General features: G+C 68.2%; 15 protein-coding genes. 7 read left to right on the top strand and 8 right to left on the bottom strand.

Translation table 11 applies throughout. The annotated features are described in order from the left end of the window. Window positions 1-30: 30 nt before the first annotated feature. A complete protein-coding gene (locus tag ACFQZV_RS10580; RefSeq protein ID WP_378749324.1) occupies window positions 31-789 on the bottom strand; it encodes a hypothetical protein in 759 nt (252 codons plus the stop codon). Next, window positions 780-1,313, bottom strand: coding sequence for a hypothetical protein (locus ACFQZV_RS10575; RefSeq protein WP_378749322.1), 534 nt, complete (start codon window positions 1,311-1,313; stop codon window positions 780-782). Before ACFQZV_RS10575 ends, ACFQZV_RS10580 begins: the two co-directional genes overlap by 10 nt. Before the next feature lie 94 nt (window positions 1,314-1,407). On the opposite strand from ACFQZV_RS10575, the gene ACFQZV_RS10570 reads away from it, so the two are divergent. Beyond that, complete coding sequence (locus tag ACFQZV_RS10570) at window positions 1,408-1,788, top strand: hypothetical protein (RefSeq protein ID WP_378749320.1); 381 nt, start codon at window positions 1,408-1,410, stop codon at window positions 1,786-1,788. On the opposite strand, the gene ACFQZV_RS10565 is transcribed toward ACFQZV_RS10570, so the two are convergent. Next, window positions 1,789-2,811: an FUSC family protein gene (locus ACFQZV_RS10565; protein ID WP_378749318.1), complete on the bottom strand. Its 1,023-nt coding sequence runs from the start codon at window positions 2,809-2,811 to the stop codon at window positions 1,789-1,791. It lies immediately after the preceding gene. Between the two features lie 36 nt (window positions 2,812-2,847). On the opposite strand from ACFQZV_RS10565, the gene ACFQZV_RS10560 reads away from it, so the two are divergent. The 5 genes from ACFQZV_RS10560 (at window position 2,848) to ACFQZV_RS10540 (ending at window position 8,274) form a co-directional block, all read left to right on the top strand. After that, window positions 2,848-3,210 carry a TraR/DksA family transcriptional regulator gene (locus ACFQZV_RS10560; protein ID WP_378749316.1) on the top strand — a complete coding sequence of 121 codons (363 nt, stop codon included), beginning with the start codon at window positions 2,848-2,850 and terminating at the stop codon, window positions 3,208-3,210. Beyond that, a complete protein-coding gene (locus tag ACFQZV_RS10555; RefSeq protein WP_378749314.1) occupies window positions 3,111-3,629 on the top strand; it encodes a YchJ family protein in 519 nt (172 codons plus the stop codon). The genes ACFQZV_RS10560 and ACFQZV_RS10555 overlap by 100 nt, the downstream gene beginning before the upstream one ends. Window positions 3,630-3,836: 207 nt before the next feature. After that, entirely contained in the window at window positions 3,837-5,291 is a 1,455-nt protein-coding gene (gene rpsA, locus ACFQZV_RS10550) for a 30S ribosomal protein S1 (protein WP_378749312.1), read from the top strand. 125 nt (window positions 5,292-5,416) lie between these two features. Next, window positions 5,417-7,093 (top strand): sensor histidine kinase, encoded by a 1,677-nt coding sequence (locus ACFQZV_RS10545; protein ID WP_378749310.1) that lies wholly within the window; start codon window positions 5,417-5,419, stop codon window positions 7,091-7,093. After that, window positions 7,090-8,274 carry a hypothetical protein gene (locus ACFQZV_RS10540; protein WP_378749308.1) on the top strand — a complete coding sequence of 395 codons (1,185 nt, stop codon included), beginning with the start codon at window positions 7,090-7,092 and terminating at the stop codon, window positions 8,272-8,274. Before ACFQZV_RS10545 ends, ACFQZV_RS10540 begins: the two co-directional genes overlap by 4 nt. On the opposite strand, the gene ACFQZV_RS10535 is transcribed toward ACFQZV_RS10540, so the two are convergent. The 5 genes from ACFQZV_RS10535 to ACFQZV_RS10515 are packed head-to-tail and all read right to left on the bottom strand — an operon-like array spanning window position 8,256 to window position 11,320. Then, window positions 8,256-9,140: a response regulator transcription factor gene (locus ACFQZV_RS10535; protein ID WP_378749306.1), complete on the bottom strand. Its 885-nt coding sequence runs from the start codon at window positions 9,138-9,140 to the stop codon at window positions 8,256-8,258. The two genes, ACFQZV_RS10540 and ACFQZV_RS10535, sit on opposite strands and share 19 nt — an antisense overlap. After that, on the bottom strand, window positions 9,131-9,667 hold the full coding sequence (locus tag ACFQZV_RS10530; protein WP_378749304.1) for a hypothetical protein: 537 nt from the start codon (window positions 9,665-9,667) through the stop codon (window positions 9,131-9,133). Before ACFQZV_RS10530 ends, ACFQZV_RS10535 begins: the two co-directional genes overlap by 10 nt. Next, window positions 9,664-10,191, bottom strand: coding sequence for a hypothetical protein (locus ACFQZV_RS10525; protein WP_378749302.1), 528 nt, complete (start codon window positions 10,189-10,191; stop codon window positions 9,664-9,666). Before ACFQZV_RS10525 ends, ACFQZV_RS10530 begins: the two co-directional genes overlap by 4 nt. Beyond that, window positions 10,188-10,730, bottom strand: a complete 543-nt coding sequence (locus ACFQZV_RS10520; RefSeq protein WP_378749300.1) for a signal peptidase I — start codon at window positions 10,728-10,730, stop codon at window positions 10,188-10,190. Before ACFQZV_RS10520 ends, ACFQZV_RS10525 begins: the two co-directional genes overlap by 4 nt. A 41-nt stretch (window positions 10,731-10,771) precedes the next feature. Next, a complete protein-coding gene (locus ACFQZV_RS10515) occupies window positions 10,772-11,320 on the bottom strand; it encodes a hypothetical protein (protein WP_378749298.1) in 549 nt (182 codons plus the stop codon). Between the two features lie 208 nt (window positions 11,321-11,528). Here ACFQZV_RS10515 and coaE point away from each other — a divergent pair, with 208 nt between their 5' ends. Next, window positions 11,529-12,137 (top strand): dephospho-CoA kinase, encoded by a 609-nt coding sequence (gene coaE, locus ACFQZV_RS10510; RefSeq protein ID WP_378749718.1) that lies wholly within the window; start codon window positions 11,529-11,531, stop codon window positions 12,135-12,137. Window positions 12,138-12,163 lie beyond the last annotated feature (26 nt).

Genomic DNA, 12,163 nt, shown 5'->3' with positions numbered 1-12,163 from the left:
ATCCTGACACGCGGGGCCGACACCGCGGGGTCAGCAACCGGGGCCGTGCGGGCGCTCGTCGCAGGTGGCGCGGACCAAAGCGGTCGCCGCCTCGACGACGCGGATGCGGTGGCCGTCGCTCGTCGCCGTGACGTAGCCCGGCACGGGGCGCCAGCCGGTGCCGAAGTCGACGGCGGCCGAGTAATGCACGGTCGTGCGCGCGGTCACCTCGCCGCGGTCACGGTAGACGTGACTGGTCGCCGTGGGAGAGAACTGGGGGAGCCCGAGCGAGGCCCACGAAACGCCGCCCGAAGCCGTCTGCGAGGTGGTGCCGTCGCCGTGGTCGAGCACGAAACCCGCCGGTGTGAAACGCACGCTGACCTCCCACCCGAGCAGGGTGCCCTGCAGCGTCTGCGCCGGGGCCTGCGCCACGAGGTTCGAGGGAAGGCCGACCACCGCGAAACCGGCGGGCTCGGTCTGCAGCGAGGGTGACGCGGGGCGGAAAGCGGCGAGGTCGCCGATCGTGACGTCGGGGAACGTGACGACCGTGTACCCCGGCCGACACCCCAGCAGTCCGCAGTCCTCCTCGATGTCGACCGTTGCTTCGGGTGGTGACTTCGCCCCGCCGGCCGTGCCCGAGGGGCCTGCAGGTGATCCAGGCGACGTGGTCGATGCGCCGATCTCGACCTGCGAGCCGGAGTTCGTGACGCTGCACGTGGATCCCCAGCCGCCAAAGCCGCATTCGTCGCCAGCGGTCGTCGGCGAGACTCCGAGCACGAGTGCTAACAAGAGGGTGGCCGTTAGTCGCATTCAGGCGAGCCGTCCCTTCCTCTGACGCTCGCAACCTTCAATCCGATTGGCGCACTGTCGTCGCGCTCTAGGGTGACGAGCATTTGTTGAACGTCCATGCGGTCGAGAGCCACCATGGATTCGCCCTCGGCATTCTCGAGCTCGACGCTCGACACATCGAGGCAGACTGCGAGTGCTTGCGAGGCTGCTGCGACGTCAGGATGATCTGATCTGACAATCGTCGTCGGAATGGATCGTCCGCGAACTTCCCAATCATCCGCATGCATTTGCGTCAAGGATCGTTTCGCCTCCGCAAGCGTGTCCCCCGTCGTCCAGGCGTAGACCGCCTCGAACGTCTCGGGGTCACTCAGGTCGACCTGGTTCAGTGCGTCGACGTAGGCGCGGTAGGTCGCCTCGGCGGCGGCGAACGCCTCGGTCTCGCTCGCGAACGGCGGCGCCGGCTCCTCGGGAGTGTCCGCGGCGCAGCCGACCAGCGCGAGGGTGAGCGCAGCGGGGATCAGGAGGCGGAACGGAGAAGTCGACACGCGATCACGGTAGCCCTGCAGGACAGCGGCGCTCGGGGCTTGTCCACAGGGGGAGGACTGGACGGTCCTCCGCGCGCACTGGCAGGGTGGAAATATGCACATCCCCCGAATCGCAGCCGTTCCCCTTGTCATCGTCGCCGCGCTCGGCCTCGCGGCCTGTTCGTCGGGCGACAGCGACGGACCGGTGATCGCACCGGTCACCGAGACCGCCGGAGACCTCCAGGGCTCCACGGTCGACCTCGTCGTCGGACAGGTTCTCAACATCGACACCGGCGACCTCGCGGTCGACAGCTACAGCGGCACGGTCGAAGATCCGTCGGTCGCCGAGTTCGTGCAGGGTGGCGATGACGGTAGCGCGACGTTCAATCCCGGCGTGCGGGCGCTCGCCGAGGGATCGACCGAGGTGACGCTGTCGAACTCCGACGGCGGCATTCAGAACGTCACGTTCACCGTCGAGGTCACGACCCAGGAGTGATCAGCGCGACTCTGTGAGGGTTTCGTGGATGCGGCGGAGGTCTTCCAGCAGTGAGCCGATGAGCATCCAGTGCTCCGGCGACGGGTGACGAACGGTCAGCGGCGCCGTCAGTGCGGGTGTCTCCTCGACGGGTTCGGCCGCCGCGCCGGAGGACGCGATCCTCACGTCGTGCGCGGCGCGCCGCAGCTGTTCGCCGATCGCACCCACCGCCGGCTCGGCGCTCACCGACGGCTCGTAGTGGTCGGCGAAGGCCCTTGTCATGCCGATCGTCTGCGTCACGATGGGCGCGAGGCGGTCCAGGTGGTCGGCCGCCGCCTGCAGGTCGGCGCGGTGGCGGGTGCGGCGCGGGTTCAACGTCAGCGACTCGGCCGCATCCCCGAGAGCAGCCTCGGCCTTCTCACGCATGGGTTTCAACAGGCGCGCCTCCAGGAGAACGCCCTCGACGGCCGCGCGCGAGGTCGGGCGTTCCAGCGCGTCGGCGAGACGGTCGAGCGACGCGGCGAGCTCGTCAGCGAGGAGGTCGACGGCCTCCCGCGCCGGTGCGACCGCCAGCGGCGGAACGATGACGAGGTTGACGATGATGCCGAGGGCTGCGCCGAGCAGTGTCTCGAGCACGCGGTCGACCGCGTATACGGCGTCGGTGCCGCCGAGCGCGAGGACGAGCATGGTGCTGATGGCCACTTGATTGGCGGTGCCGGACGTCATCCGAAGCGCCCACGCGATGAGGAGCGCTGCGACGATCGCGAGGGCGATCACCCACGTCTCTCCGCCCAGGAGGATGCCGAGGCCCGAGGCGATGACGACGCCGGCGATCACACCGATCGAGCGCTCGACGGCCTTCGTCAGTGACTGGTTGACGCTTGGCTGCACCACGAGGAGCGCGGCGATCGCGGCGAACACCGGGGGCGGCCCCTGGATGAGCCAAGCCGCGAGCATCCAGGCGGCGACCGTGGCGACGGCGGACTTCACCACCTGGAGCAGCGGCGACCGGCGCGGAGCGCGGAACGCGAGGGACATGCGCATGGCTCGAGCGTAGGACGCCGAGCGTACGCTCGGAGGATGACGAGCGACGACGCGACCGATGTGCGGGCGGCGCTCGCACGCGTGCGTGACGACGCGACCGCCCGGGCCGCGTCACTCGACGAGGCGCTCGCAGGCCTGCGTGCAGGCCGCGAGCGCGACACCGCCGACGACGAACACGATCCCGAGGGGGCGACGCTGTCCGCCGAGTGGTCGCGCCTGGAGGGACTGCACCAGGACGCCCTTCGCGAGCGTGATGCGGCCGACGTCGCGTTGCGGCGCGTCGACGCCCCTGGGTTCGGATGCTGCGCCGACTGTGGATGCCGCATCCCGAACGAACGGCTCGTCGCACGTCCGACCGCGACCCGATGCGTCGCCTGTGCGCAGAAGGCGGGGGAGTGATGACGTTCGGTCAGGCGGCCGCCGGATCGTCGCGTGGCAGTCGTCCCGCACCAGATGCTCCGTGTCCGTGCGGCTCAGGCACGTCGTTCGCGCAGTGCTGCGGCCCGATGCTCGCCGGCGCATCTGCGCCGACTCCCGAGCGTCTGATGCGTTCGCGCTACACCGCCTTCTGTCTTCGTGATGCCGCGTATCTGCGGGACACGTGGCACCCGGGCACACGACCGGAGACCCTGGAACTGGACCCGGGCCTCGCGTGGATGGGTCTCGAGATCATCGACGCGGATGCGGATGAGCGCCGCGGGGTCGTCGAGTTCCGCGCGCGGTGGCGTGAGGGCGCAGATGCGGGCGTGCTGCACGAGCGAAGTCGGTTCGTCCACCAGGGTGACAGGTGGTGGTATCTGGACGGGCAGGTCTCCTGACAGCGGGTGCCTCGGCGCGCGGCCGCATTCTGTTACTCTGGAGTGTCACTTCTGTGGCTTTATCGCCACGCCCGCGACGCGTCGCGAGGTGACACCCCATCACAACAATCCGCTCGGCTTCGGCCCGAGGCATCCGTTCGTTCACGCGAGCGGGCGCCGATGACGGACGAAGCCCCGATCACACAATCCACAAGGACAACCCACTACATGACTAACGCAACGACCGCCACGGCCACCAAGCAGGTCGCGATCAACGACATCGGATCTGCCGAGGACTTCCTGGCCGCGGTCGAAGAAACCCTCAAGGGCAAGGACTTCAACGACGGATCGCTCATCGAGGGCACCGTCGTGAAGATCGACCGCGACGAGGTCCTCCTCGACGTCGGGTACAAGACCGAGGGTGTGATTCCCTCCCGCGAACTTTCCATCAAGCACGACGTCGACCCCAACGAGGTCGTCAACGTCGGCGACGAGGTCGAAGCCCTCGTTCTCCAGAAGGAGGACAAGGAAGGCCGCCTCATCCTCTCCAAGAAGCGCGCACAGTACGAGCGCGCGTGGGGAGACGTCGAGAAGATCAAGGAGAACGACGGTGTCGTCACCGGCTCCGTGATCGAGGTCGTCAAGGGTGGCCTCATCGTCGACATCGGCCTGCGTGGCTTCCTGCCCGCATCGCTCATCGAACTGCGCCGCGTGCGCGACCTGACGCCGTACCTCGGCCAGGAGATCGAGGCGAAGATCCTCGAGCTCGACAAGAACCGCAACAACGTGGTGCTCTCGCGTCGCGCGCTCCTCGAGCAGACCCAGTCCGAGTCGCGTTCGAACTTCCTCAACAACCTCCACAAGGGCCAGGTCCGCAAGGGCACCGTCTCGTCGATCGTCAACTTCGGTGCGTTCGTCGACCTCGGTGGCGTCGACGGTCTCGTCCACGTCTCGGAGCTGTCGTGGAAGCACATCGAGCACGCATCCGAGGTCGTCGAGGTCGGCCAGGAGGTCACCGTCGAGATCCTCGAGGTCGACCTGGACCGTGAGCGCGTGTCGCTCTCGCTCAAGGCCACCCAGGAGGACCCGTGGCAGGTCTTCGCCCGCACCCACGCGATCGGCCAGGTCGCGCCGGGCAAGGTCACCAAGCTCGTGCCGTTCGGTGCGTTCGTGCGTGTCGCCGACGGCATCGAGGGCCTCGTGCACATCTCCGAGCTCTCGGGTAAGCATGTCGAACTCGCTGAGCAGGTCGTCTCGGTCGGCGAGGAGGTCTTCGTCAAGATCATCGACATCGACCTCGAGCGTCGCCGCATCTCGCTGTCGCTGAAGCAGGCCAACGAGTCTGTCGACCCGTTCGGCACCGAGTTCGACCCTGCCCTCTACGGCATGGCCACGGAGTACGACGAGAACGGGGAGTACAAGTACCCCGAGGGATTCGACCCCGAGACCAACCAGTGGAAGGACGGCTTCGACGAGCAGCGCGAGAAGTGGGAGCAGGAGTACGCCGCGGCCCACGCGCGTTGGGAAGCCCACAAGGCTGCCGTCGTCAAGGCGATGGAGGCCGAGGCGAACGCTCCGGCAGAGACCGGCGCGTCCAGCTTCGCGTCCGACGCCTCGGGCGCCGGCACGCTGGCAGACGACGAGGCACTCGCGGCGCTTCGCGAGAAGCTCTCGGGTCGCTGAGTCACCCTTTCTGACAGGGGGCCGAAACCTTCGGGTTCCGGCCCCCTTCGTCGTTTCGCGAGGATGCGGATGCCGCACCGCGCGGCATCCGCATCGAAGCCTCCGCGGGGCGATACCGTCGAGTCATGGCCACGCCCGCACGCGTCGACCGGCGCTGGTCGGCTTCCCCCGCTGATGGGGATCGGACGCGCGCACGCACCGCCACGCTGAACCAGCTCCTGCTCGGGGCGGTGGTGCTGCTCATCGCGATCATCGCGTTGACGACGGACTTCCCCGGTGACGACGGACTGTTCTTCGCGGGCGTCCTGGCGATCTTCCTTGCCACCGGCGCGGCCCTGGCGGTGCCGTGGAACAAGCTGCCCTCCGGCCTCGGCGCGGTGATCCCGATCGTCGACATCTTCGCCGTCACGGTCATGCGCGAGGCGCACCCGTCGGCCGGTCTCGGCCTGCTGTGGATCTTCCCGGCCATGTGGCTCGCGGGCAGTTTCGGGGTCGTCGGTCTGGTGTCGGCGAACCTCGGGATCATGACGATCTTCGTGTTGCAGATCGTGGTGCCCGGCCGCGAGTTCGAGTACGTCTCGGTCCTCCTGCCGTTCGTGATCGTCGCGGTGTCGAGTTCGAGCTTCGTCGCCGCACGCCGGGCGAGCGTGCAACGACGGCTCTTGAACAGGCAGACCGAGATCCTCGCACGCGCCCTGACACGAGCGCGACAGCAGGAGGAGACCGTCACCGAGGTACTCGACGCCGTCGACTTCGGCGTCATCCGCATCGACGGCCACGGCAACTTCTCGGTCGTGAACGAGGCGCACGGACGATTGCAGCGCGGCCCCGACGACGACGCGGACACGCCCTCGCCGGTCGTGGTGTTCGCCCGCGACGGCATCACGCCCGTGCAGGAAGAAGATCAGCCGCTGGCACGGGCCCTGCGCGGTGAGGCGTTCGCAGACGATGTGATGTGGTTCGGCGTCCCCGGCGGCGAGCGGCGAGCCCTGACGGTCACGGCACGGCGCGTGTACGACGACGACGGCGCGGATGCGGGTGCGGTCGTGGTCTCGCGCGACGTCACCGCCGAACTCACCGCGATCCGCGCCAGAGACGACCTCGTCGCTTCGGTGTCACATGAACTTCGCACACCGCTGACCTCCATCGTCGGGTACCTCGAACTGGTGCTCGACGACGATCTCGCGCCGTCGACCCGGCGCGGGTTGGAGGTCGCCGAGCGCAACGCGAACCGGCTGCTCTCGATCGTGGCCGACATCCTCGCCGCATCCAGCACGAACCGTTCCACGGTCGAGTTGAGTATCGCGCCCGAACCCACAGACGTCGCCGCGGTCGCCGCATCCTCTCTTGAACTGCATGCACCACGCGCGGCGGAACGTGGCATTCGCATCGACGCCTCTGGGCTCGAGCACGCCGTCGCGCACGTGGATCCGTCACGGCTGCGTCAGGTTCTCGACAACCTCGTCTCGAATGCGGTCAAGTACAACCGCGACGACGGCGTGATCGAGGTCGGCACCACCAGTGACGGCCCGCACGTGTGGATCGTGGTCCGCGACAGCGGGCACGGAATCTCGCCCGCCGAACAGGCGCAGGTGTTCGACCGGTTCTTCCGATCGGATTCCGTGCGCAACACGTCGACGCACGGCAGCGGGCTGGGTCTGTCGATCAGCCGCGAGATCGTCCGCTCACACGGCGGTGACATCACCGTCCGCAGCGACCTCGGCAGCGGTACCACCTTCGTCGTCCGACTTCCCGCCACCGATGAACCCGCCACCAATGCGAACGAATGGCCCGCCCCATGACCCTGGATCTGTTCACCGTCACGATGCTCACGGCCCTGGTCGTGGTGATCACGAGTGTGATCTTCATCGTCGAAACGCTCGTGCGCAAAGAGGAGGGAGCGGGTCGGCTGTGGGCGTTGGCCTTCCTCGCCGGACTGCTGACCGTTCTCGCCTATCTCGTCTGGTCGGCGAGCCCGGGATCGTGGTGGGCAGTGGCCGTCGGCAACGGGGCGTTCGTCGCGACGATGGCGAGCATGTGGCTCGGATGCCGCAAGTACAACGATCGCCCCATCACGATCGCGAGCATCGTAGCCGTAGCGGGCGTCAGCGCAACCGCGGGAGCAGTGCTGATCGCCGGGCCCCTCGGCGGCGATTGGGCAGGTGCGCTGGTGATGTTCGTCGGCGTCACGGTCTTCGCGGGTCTCGGTGCGGCCGAGTGCCTGCGCGGTGAGATGCGCGCAACGCCGACGTCGTGGGGCCTCGCCTTCGCGCTCGGAATCGAGTCGCTCTACTTCTTCATCCGCTCGATCGTCTTCCTTGCCGTCGGTCCGGAGGACCCGCTGTTCGTCACTTGGTTCGACACCGTCTCGACCAGTTTCTTCACGATCACCCTGTCCATCGTCGCCGTCGTCGTGACCTCGGTCCTCCTTGTGGGGAGGGGGCGGACCGGTGCCGCACGGGGCGCCCGCAACGTGACGCTCAGTGACGACGATGTGCTGCCCGAGACGTCGTTCGTGCACGTTCTGCTCGGCATGAGCGCCCGTGCGCGTCGACGCAGCGAACTCGTCGCCGTGGTTTCGGTGCGTATCGACGAACTCCCCGCCATCGCGACGGCGTTCGGATCGGAGGCCGCCGCGAACGTGTCCGCGGCGTTCCGGGCCGTCGTGCGGCGTTTCGCACCCACCAGTGCGTTCGTGGGGGAGGACGGCCCGACGGGGCTGCTCGTCGGCATCCAGCCGCAGTCGGCGACGTCTGCGTCGCGCGCGGCGATGGTGATCCGACGTGGACTCTTCGATGAACTCAGCGGCGTCGTCGGCGCGGTGCTTCCGGTGGTCGGCGTCGGCGTCGCCGTCAGCGACAGTGTCGGGTATGAACCGGCCGACCTCGTGCGCGCCGCGAACTCCGCCGCATCCCGCGCCGCAGCCGACCCCGAGGCGACCGTGATCGTCGCGCCTGGGCCGGGTCAGCGCGTCAGTCGGTAGCCGACTCCGCGCACCGTCTCGATCCACCGTGGCTGAGAGGGCGTCTCTCCGAGCTTGCGCCGCAGGTTGGCCATGTGGACCTCGATCGCGCGCGCATCGGCGTCGCTGACGAACGTGCTCGAACCGTAGCCGTCACCGCGCAGCATGAGCGTGAGATCGGCCTTGCTGACGACACGTCCACGCGCGTCGAGGAGCTCGGCGAGGATGTCGAACTCACTGCGCGTCAGATCGAGCTCGGCACCCTCGCGCGTGGCGATGCGCATCGCCGGGTGGACCCGCAGCCCTCGGTGGTCGAGCCAGCCTTCGTCCGAGCGATCAGCCGAGGGCGGCGGCTCGTTCGTGGAGGTCGTCGCCTCGGTGGTCGGCGGCGGGCCGACCGGCACTCGAGGCCGCCGCAGCATCGCTTCGATGCGCGCACGCAACTCGCGCGGACGGAAAGGCTTGGTCACATAGTCGTCAGCGCCGGACTCGAGCCCCTGCAAGGCATCGATCTCTTCGCTGCGGGCAGTCAGCATGACGATGTACGTGGATGAGATCGTGCGGATGCGCTTGGCGGTCTCGAACCCGTCGATGCCCGGCATGCTGACGTCGAGTGTCGTGACGACGGGCTGATGCTCGCGCACCAGCTCGATGCCCTCCAGACCCGTCCCCGCCGAGTGGACATCGAAGCCGGCGGATTCGAGGACGTCGCTGAGAAGCTGACGGATGTCGGCTTCGTCTTCGATCACGACGGCGACGCGACGGTCGTCCAACACGGTACTCCCGGGGGGCTGGGGATCAGGATCGAACGATCCCTTGACTTCCGTGATGATATCCCAGAACAACGCGCCGAAGCCCCCGGATGCGGCCTGACCGATCACGGACACCGGACGGTGTCCCAACTCTTCTCGATGATCCGGATCCACGTGTTCGAATGCCAATCCGATGCGGTGCCCGTCACGACCGGAAGATCGGCGCAGGTCCATCCCGCCGCCGGCGAGAACTGCGATCCGGGCCCGACACCTGAGCCGGACCACTGCCACGGCGCGATCTCGATCGACCCGCCGGACCAGCGTGCAGTGCTCAGGTCGACGCTGAACTCGATCGTCTTCGCACTCGGTGCGTGGAAGGCGACGGTGTAATCCCGGACCCGCTTCGTGTCCGCGCCCGACGAATTCCACGTCTGATAGGTGATCGCGCTCACGGTGCAGTCGGTGGGCTTGCCGTTCTGCTTCCACGCCTGGCACGTGTTCGTCGTCGGCGCCTGCCAGTCGCCGGCCGTCGCGCTGACTGCTGTGTACGTCACATCGGTCCACGCGCTCTGGGTCTCTTCGGTCGAAGATACGGCGGCCCCAAGGCCGGCGACGAGGGTCACTGCCGCGGCGATCGAGGCGATGCGGGTGAGCATGCTCATGCGTCGGCCTCCTCACGGTCGCGGCGGCGGACGAGAACGGCGGTGCCGGTGGCGAGCGCCAGCGCGCCCACGCCGGCTGCCAGCCACGGCACGGTCGCGCCGGTGATGGCGAGACCGTCATCGGGCAGTGGCAGCTCGAACAGTTCGATGAGCGCGATGTGGCCGTCGGCAGAGGTCGGAACGGCGTCGGACTCCCACGGGATCGAGACGCCGACGACGAGACGGTAGGTGCCGGCGGCGAGCTCGGCACCGGCGAGGGCGTCCACCGAAGTGCATCGCTCAGCGGAACAGAGGTCGGCCGTCCACACGCCGTCGCCGTCGCGCGCGTCCCAGCCCGCGGTCTGCACGACCGCGTCCGTGGGCACGACGACCTCGCGTTCGGCCGAACGCTCCTGTCCTGGAGGGACGACCCCGAAATCGACGTCGAGCGGCATCGTCGTCGCGGTGGCTACGCCACCGGTCAGGAAAATGCCACTCACGCCGCCGATGACGGCAGCGAGCAGAACCGCGCCCCAGCGCTTCACGAGACCGCCTCCGCGGGCGTCGCCGATGCGCGACGCGGGGTGCGCCGCGTGGGCGCCGGAGCGGGGATCAGCCATGTCAGTCCGAGCAGTGCGACCATCCCGATCAGAAGTGGAACGGCGACCGCGGGGGTCGCGGCGCGAGCCACGACGGCTCCCGCGCCCGGAATCTGTACGGTCGGTTGCCAGACCTGCCCGGCGATGGTGTAGTCCAGCGCATCCTCGAACTCGTTCGCGTCGCCCTTCATTGTGACGAGATACCCCTGTTCGGCCGGCTCGATCGCCACCACGCGGTGCGTGACGAGATGCTCGGTCAGCTCACTCGGAAGCGTGGCGACATCGCCGACGGCGAGGTCTGCGGCATCCGTCTTCGTCGCGATGAGGAGGTCGCCCGTCATGATCTCGGGCTCCATCGAACCTGAGATCACGATGAGCGGCTTGACCACCCCGAGTGCGGTCGCTCCCCACAGCGCACCGCACAGAATGCCCACACCCGCGAGCGTCCAGAGCGCGACCATCGCAATGCGGCGAACGATCTTCATGGCGGGCTCCTCTCGGTTCTCGGGGTGTGGGCGATGTCAGGTCAGGACGTGGCTTCGCCGCTGACGGTGACGATGATGACGCCGGCCGTGCCCTTGTTGTCGGTGGACCAGTCATCGGGGGTGGTGACGGTGAGAGTGAAGGAGTCGGTGCCGGCGGGGACGAGCGTCGTTTCGAGGTCGGACACGGCGACCTTCGGGTCCTGCGCGAACGTGGTCTGGCTGTCGGCCCACACGGCCGAACCCACCAGCGTTGCGTCGACGTTGCCGTTGTTGCGCACGTCGAGGGTCACGGTGCGGGTCTCGCCCGGGAGAAGCTTCGCGAACTCGCTCGCGGGAACGACGAGCTCGATCTTCTCCTTGTTGTCGGACTGCGTCCAGGTCTTGCCACCGTCGACCGAGCCCTCGAGGTCGAAGGTCGCCGCGTCCGCCTGGGCGGAGAAGAAGACGTTGTCGGTCCAGGCGGCGCTGGTCAGTGCGGCGCCGATGCCGCCGACGGCGAGCGTGGCGAGACCGAACGCGACGATCGGACGGCGCTTGCCGGCCTTGCGCTGTTCACGGCGGCTGGTGATCTCGGTGGTGTTGTCGGACATGTTCCGTACCTTTCGGAGTGAGTCAGGTGTCGCGCGGTGTGATGTCCCCCCTGATGGACCCATCCCCGTCTCTCGCGACATCTCGAAGGTAGGGAGGCGTCCTCAGCGACAGCTTGTGGATGACTCAGCCCACGCTCAGGAAGTGTTCCCTGAGGCAAACCTGAGCTTCGCTCTCCTCGCTCTGGGCAGGCGTGGCATGCTCGAAGGCGTGCCCTTGATCGCTCTCACCGGAGGCATCGCCTCGGGAAAATCCACCATTGCCGCGCGCCTGAAGGCCGCCGGCGCCGTCATCGTCGACGCCGATGCGCTCGTGCGTGAGGTTCAGCGACCGGGGTCACCTGTCCTGGCCGAGATCGGCGCGGCTTTCGGATCGGAGATGATCACCGAAGACGGCGCGCTCGATCGCGCGGCACTCGGGGCCCGTGTCTTCGGCGACGACGACGCTCTCGCGCGACTGAACGCGATCGTCCACCCCGCGGTGCGCCGCGAGTCAGAGCGGCGCTTCCGCGAGGCATGGGAGGAAGACCCCGCTGCCGTCGTCGTCTACGACGTGCCGCTCCTCGTCGAGGCGCGGGCGGACGACCCGTGGGATCTCATCGTCGTGGCGCACGCGGCATCCGATACGCGTCTGCGCAGACTGATCGACCTGCGCGGTATGACGGAGGCGGATGCGGCCGCGCGAATCGCCGCGCAGATCTCGGATGCGCAGCGACTGGCGATCGCCGATGTCGTGATCGACACCGAGGGATCGATCGACGAGACGCACCGCCAGGTGGACGACTTCTGGGCTTCGCTGCCGGATCGCCTCGCGAACTGAGCCGATGTCAGAAGCCCCGCCTACGC

The organism is Microbacterium koreense, assembly GCF_042677105.1.
Classification (GTDB): Bacteria; Actinomycetota; Actinomycetes; order Actinomycetales; family Microbacteriaceae; genus Microbacterium; species Microbacterium koreense.
This window is presented reverse-complemented; position numbering and strand designations above follow the sequence as displayed.

Bases quoted from the DNA above. Each gene is read 5' to 3' on its own strand.
- ACFQZV_RS10580 (WP_378749324.1), bottom strand. From the start codon at position 789: ATGCGACTAACGGCCACCCTCTTGTTAGCACTCGTGCTCGGAGTCTCG.
- ACFQZV_RS10570 (WP_378749320.1), top strand. From the start codon at position 1,408: ATGCACATCCCCCGAATCGCAGCCGTTCCCCTTGTCATCGTCGCCGCG.
- ACFQZV_RS10565 (WP_378749318.1), bottom strand. From the start codon at position 2,811: ATGCGCATGTCCCTCGCGTTCCGCGCTCCGCGCCGGTCGCCGCTGCTC.
- ACFQZV_RS10560 (WP_378749316.1), top strand. From the start codon at position 2,848: ATGACGAGCGACGACGCGACCGATGTGCGGGCGGCGCTCGCACGCGTG.
- ACFQZV_RS10555 (WP_378749314.1), top strand. From the start codon at position 3,111: ATGCTGCGCCGACTGTGGATGCCGCATCCCGAACGAACGGCTCGTCGC.
- rpsA (WP_378749312.1), top strand. From the start codon at position 3,837: ATGACTAACGCAACGACCGCCACGGCCACCAAGCAGGTCGCGATCAAC.
- ACFQZV_RS10545 (WP_378749310.1), top strand. From the start codon at position 5,417: ATGGCCACGCCCGCACGCGTCGACCGGCGCTGGTCGGCTTCCCCCGCT.
- ACFQZV_RS10540 (WP_378749308.1), top strand. From the start codon at position 7,090: ATGACCCTGGATCTGTTCACCGTCACGATGCTCACGGCCCTGGTCGTG.
- ACFQZV_RS10530 (WP_378749304.1), bottom strand. From the start codon at position 9,667: ATGAGCATGCTCACCCGCATCGCCTCGATCGCCGCGGCAGTGACCCTC.
- ACFQZV_RS10520 (WP_378749300.1), bottom strand. From the start codon at position 10,730: ATGAAGATCGTTCGCCGCATTGCGATGGTCGCGCTCTGGACGCTCGCG.
- ACFQZV_RS10515 (WP_378749298.1), bottom strand. From the start codon at position 11,320: ATGTCCGACAACACCACCGAGATCACCAGCCGCCGTGAACAGCGCAAG.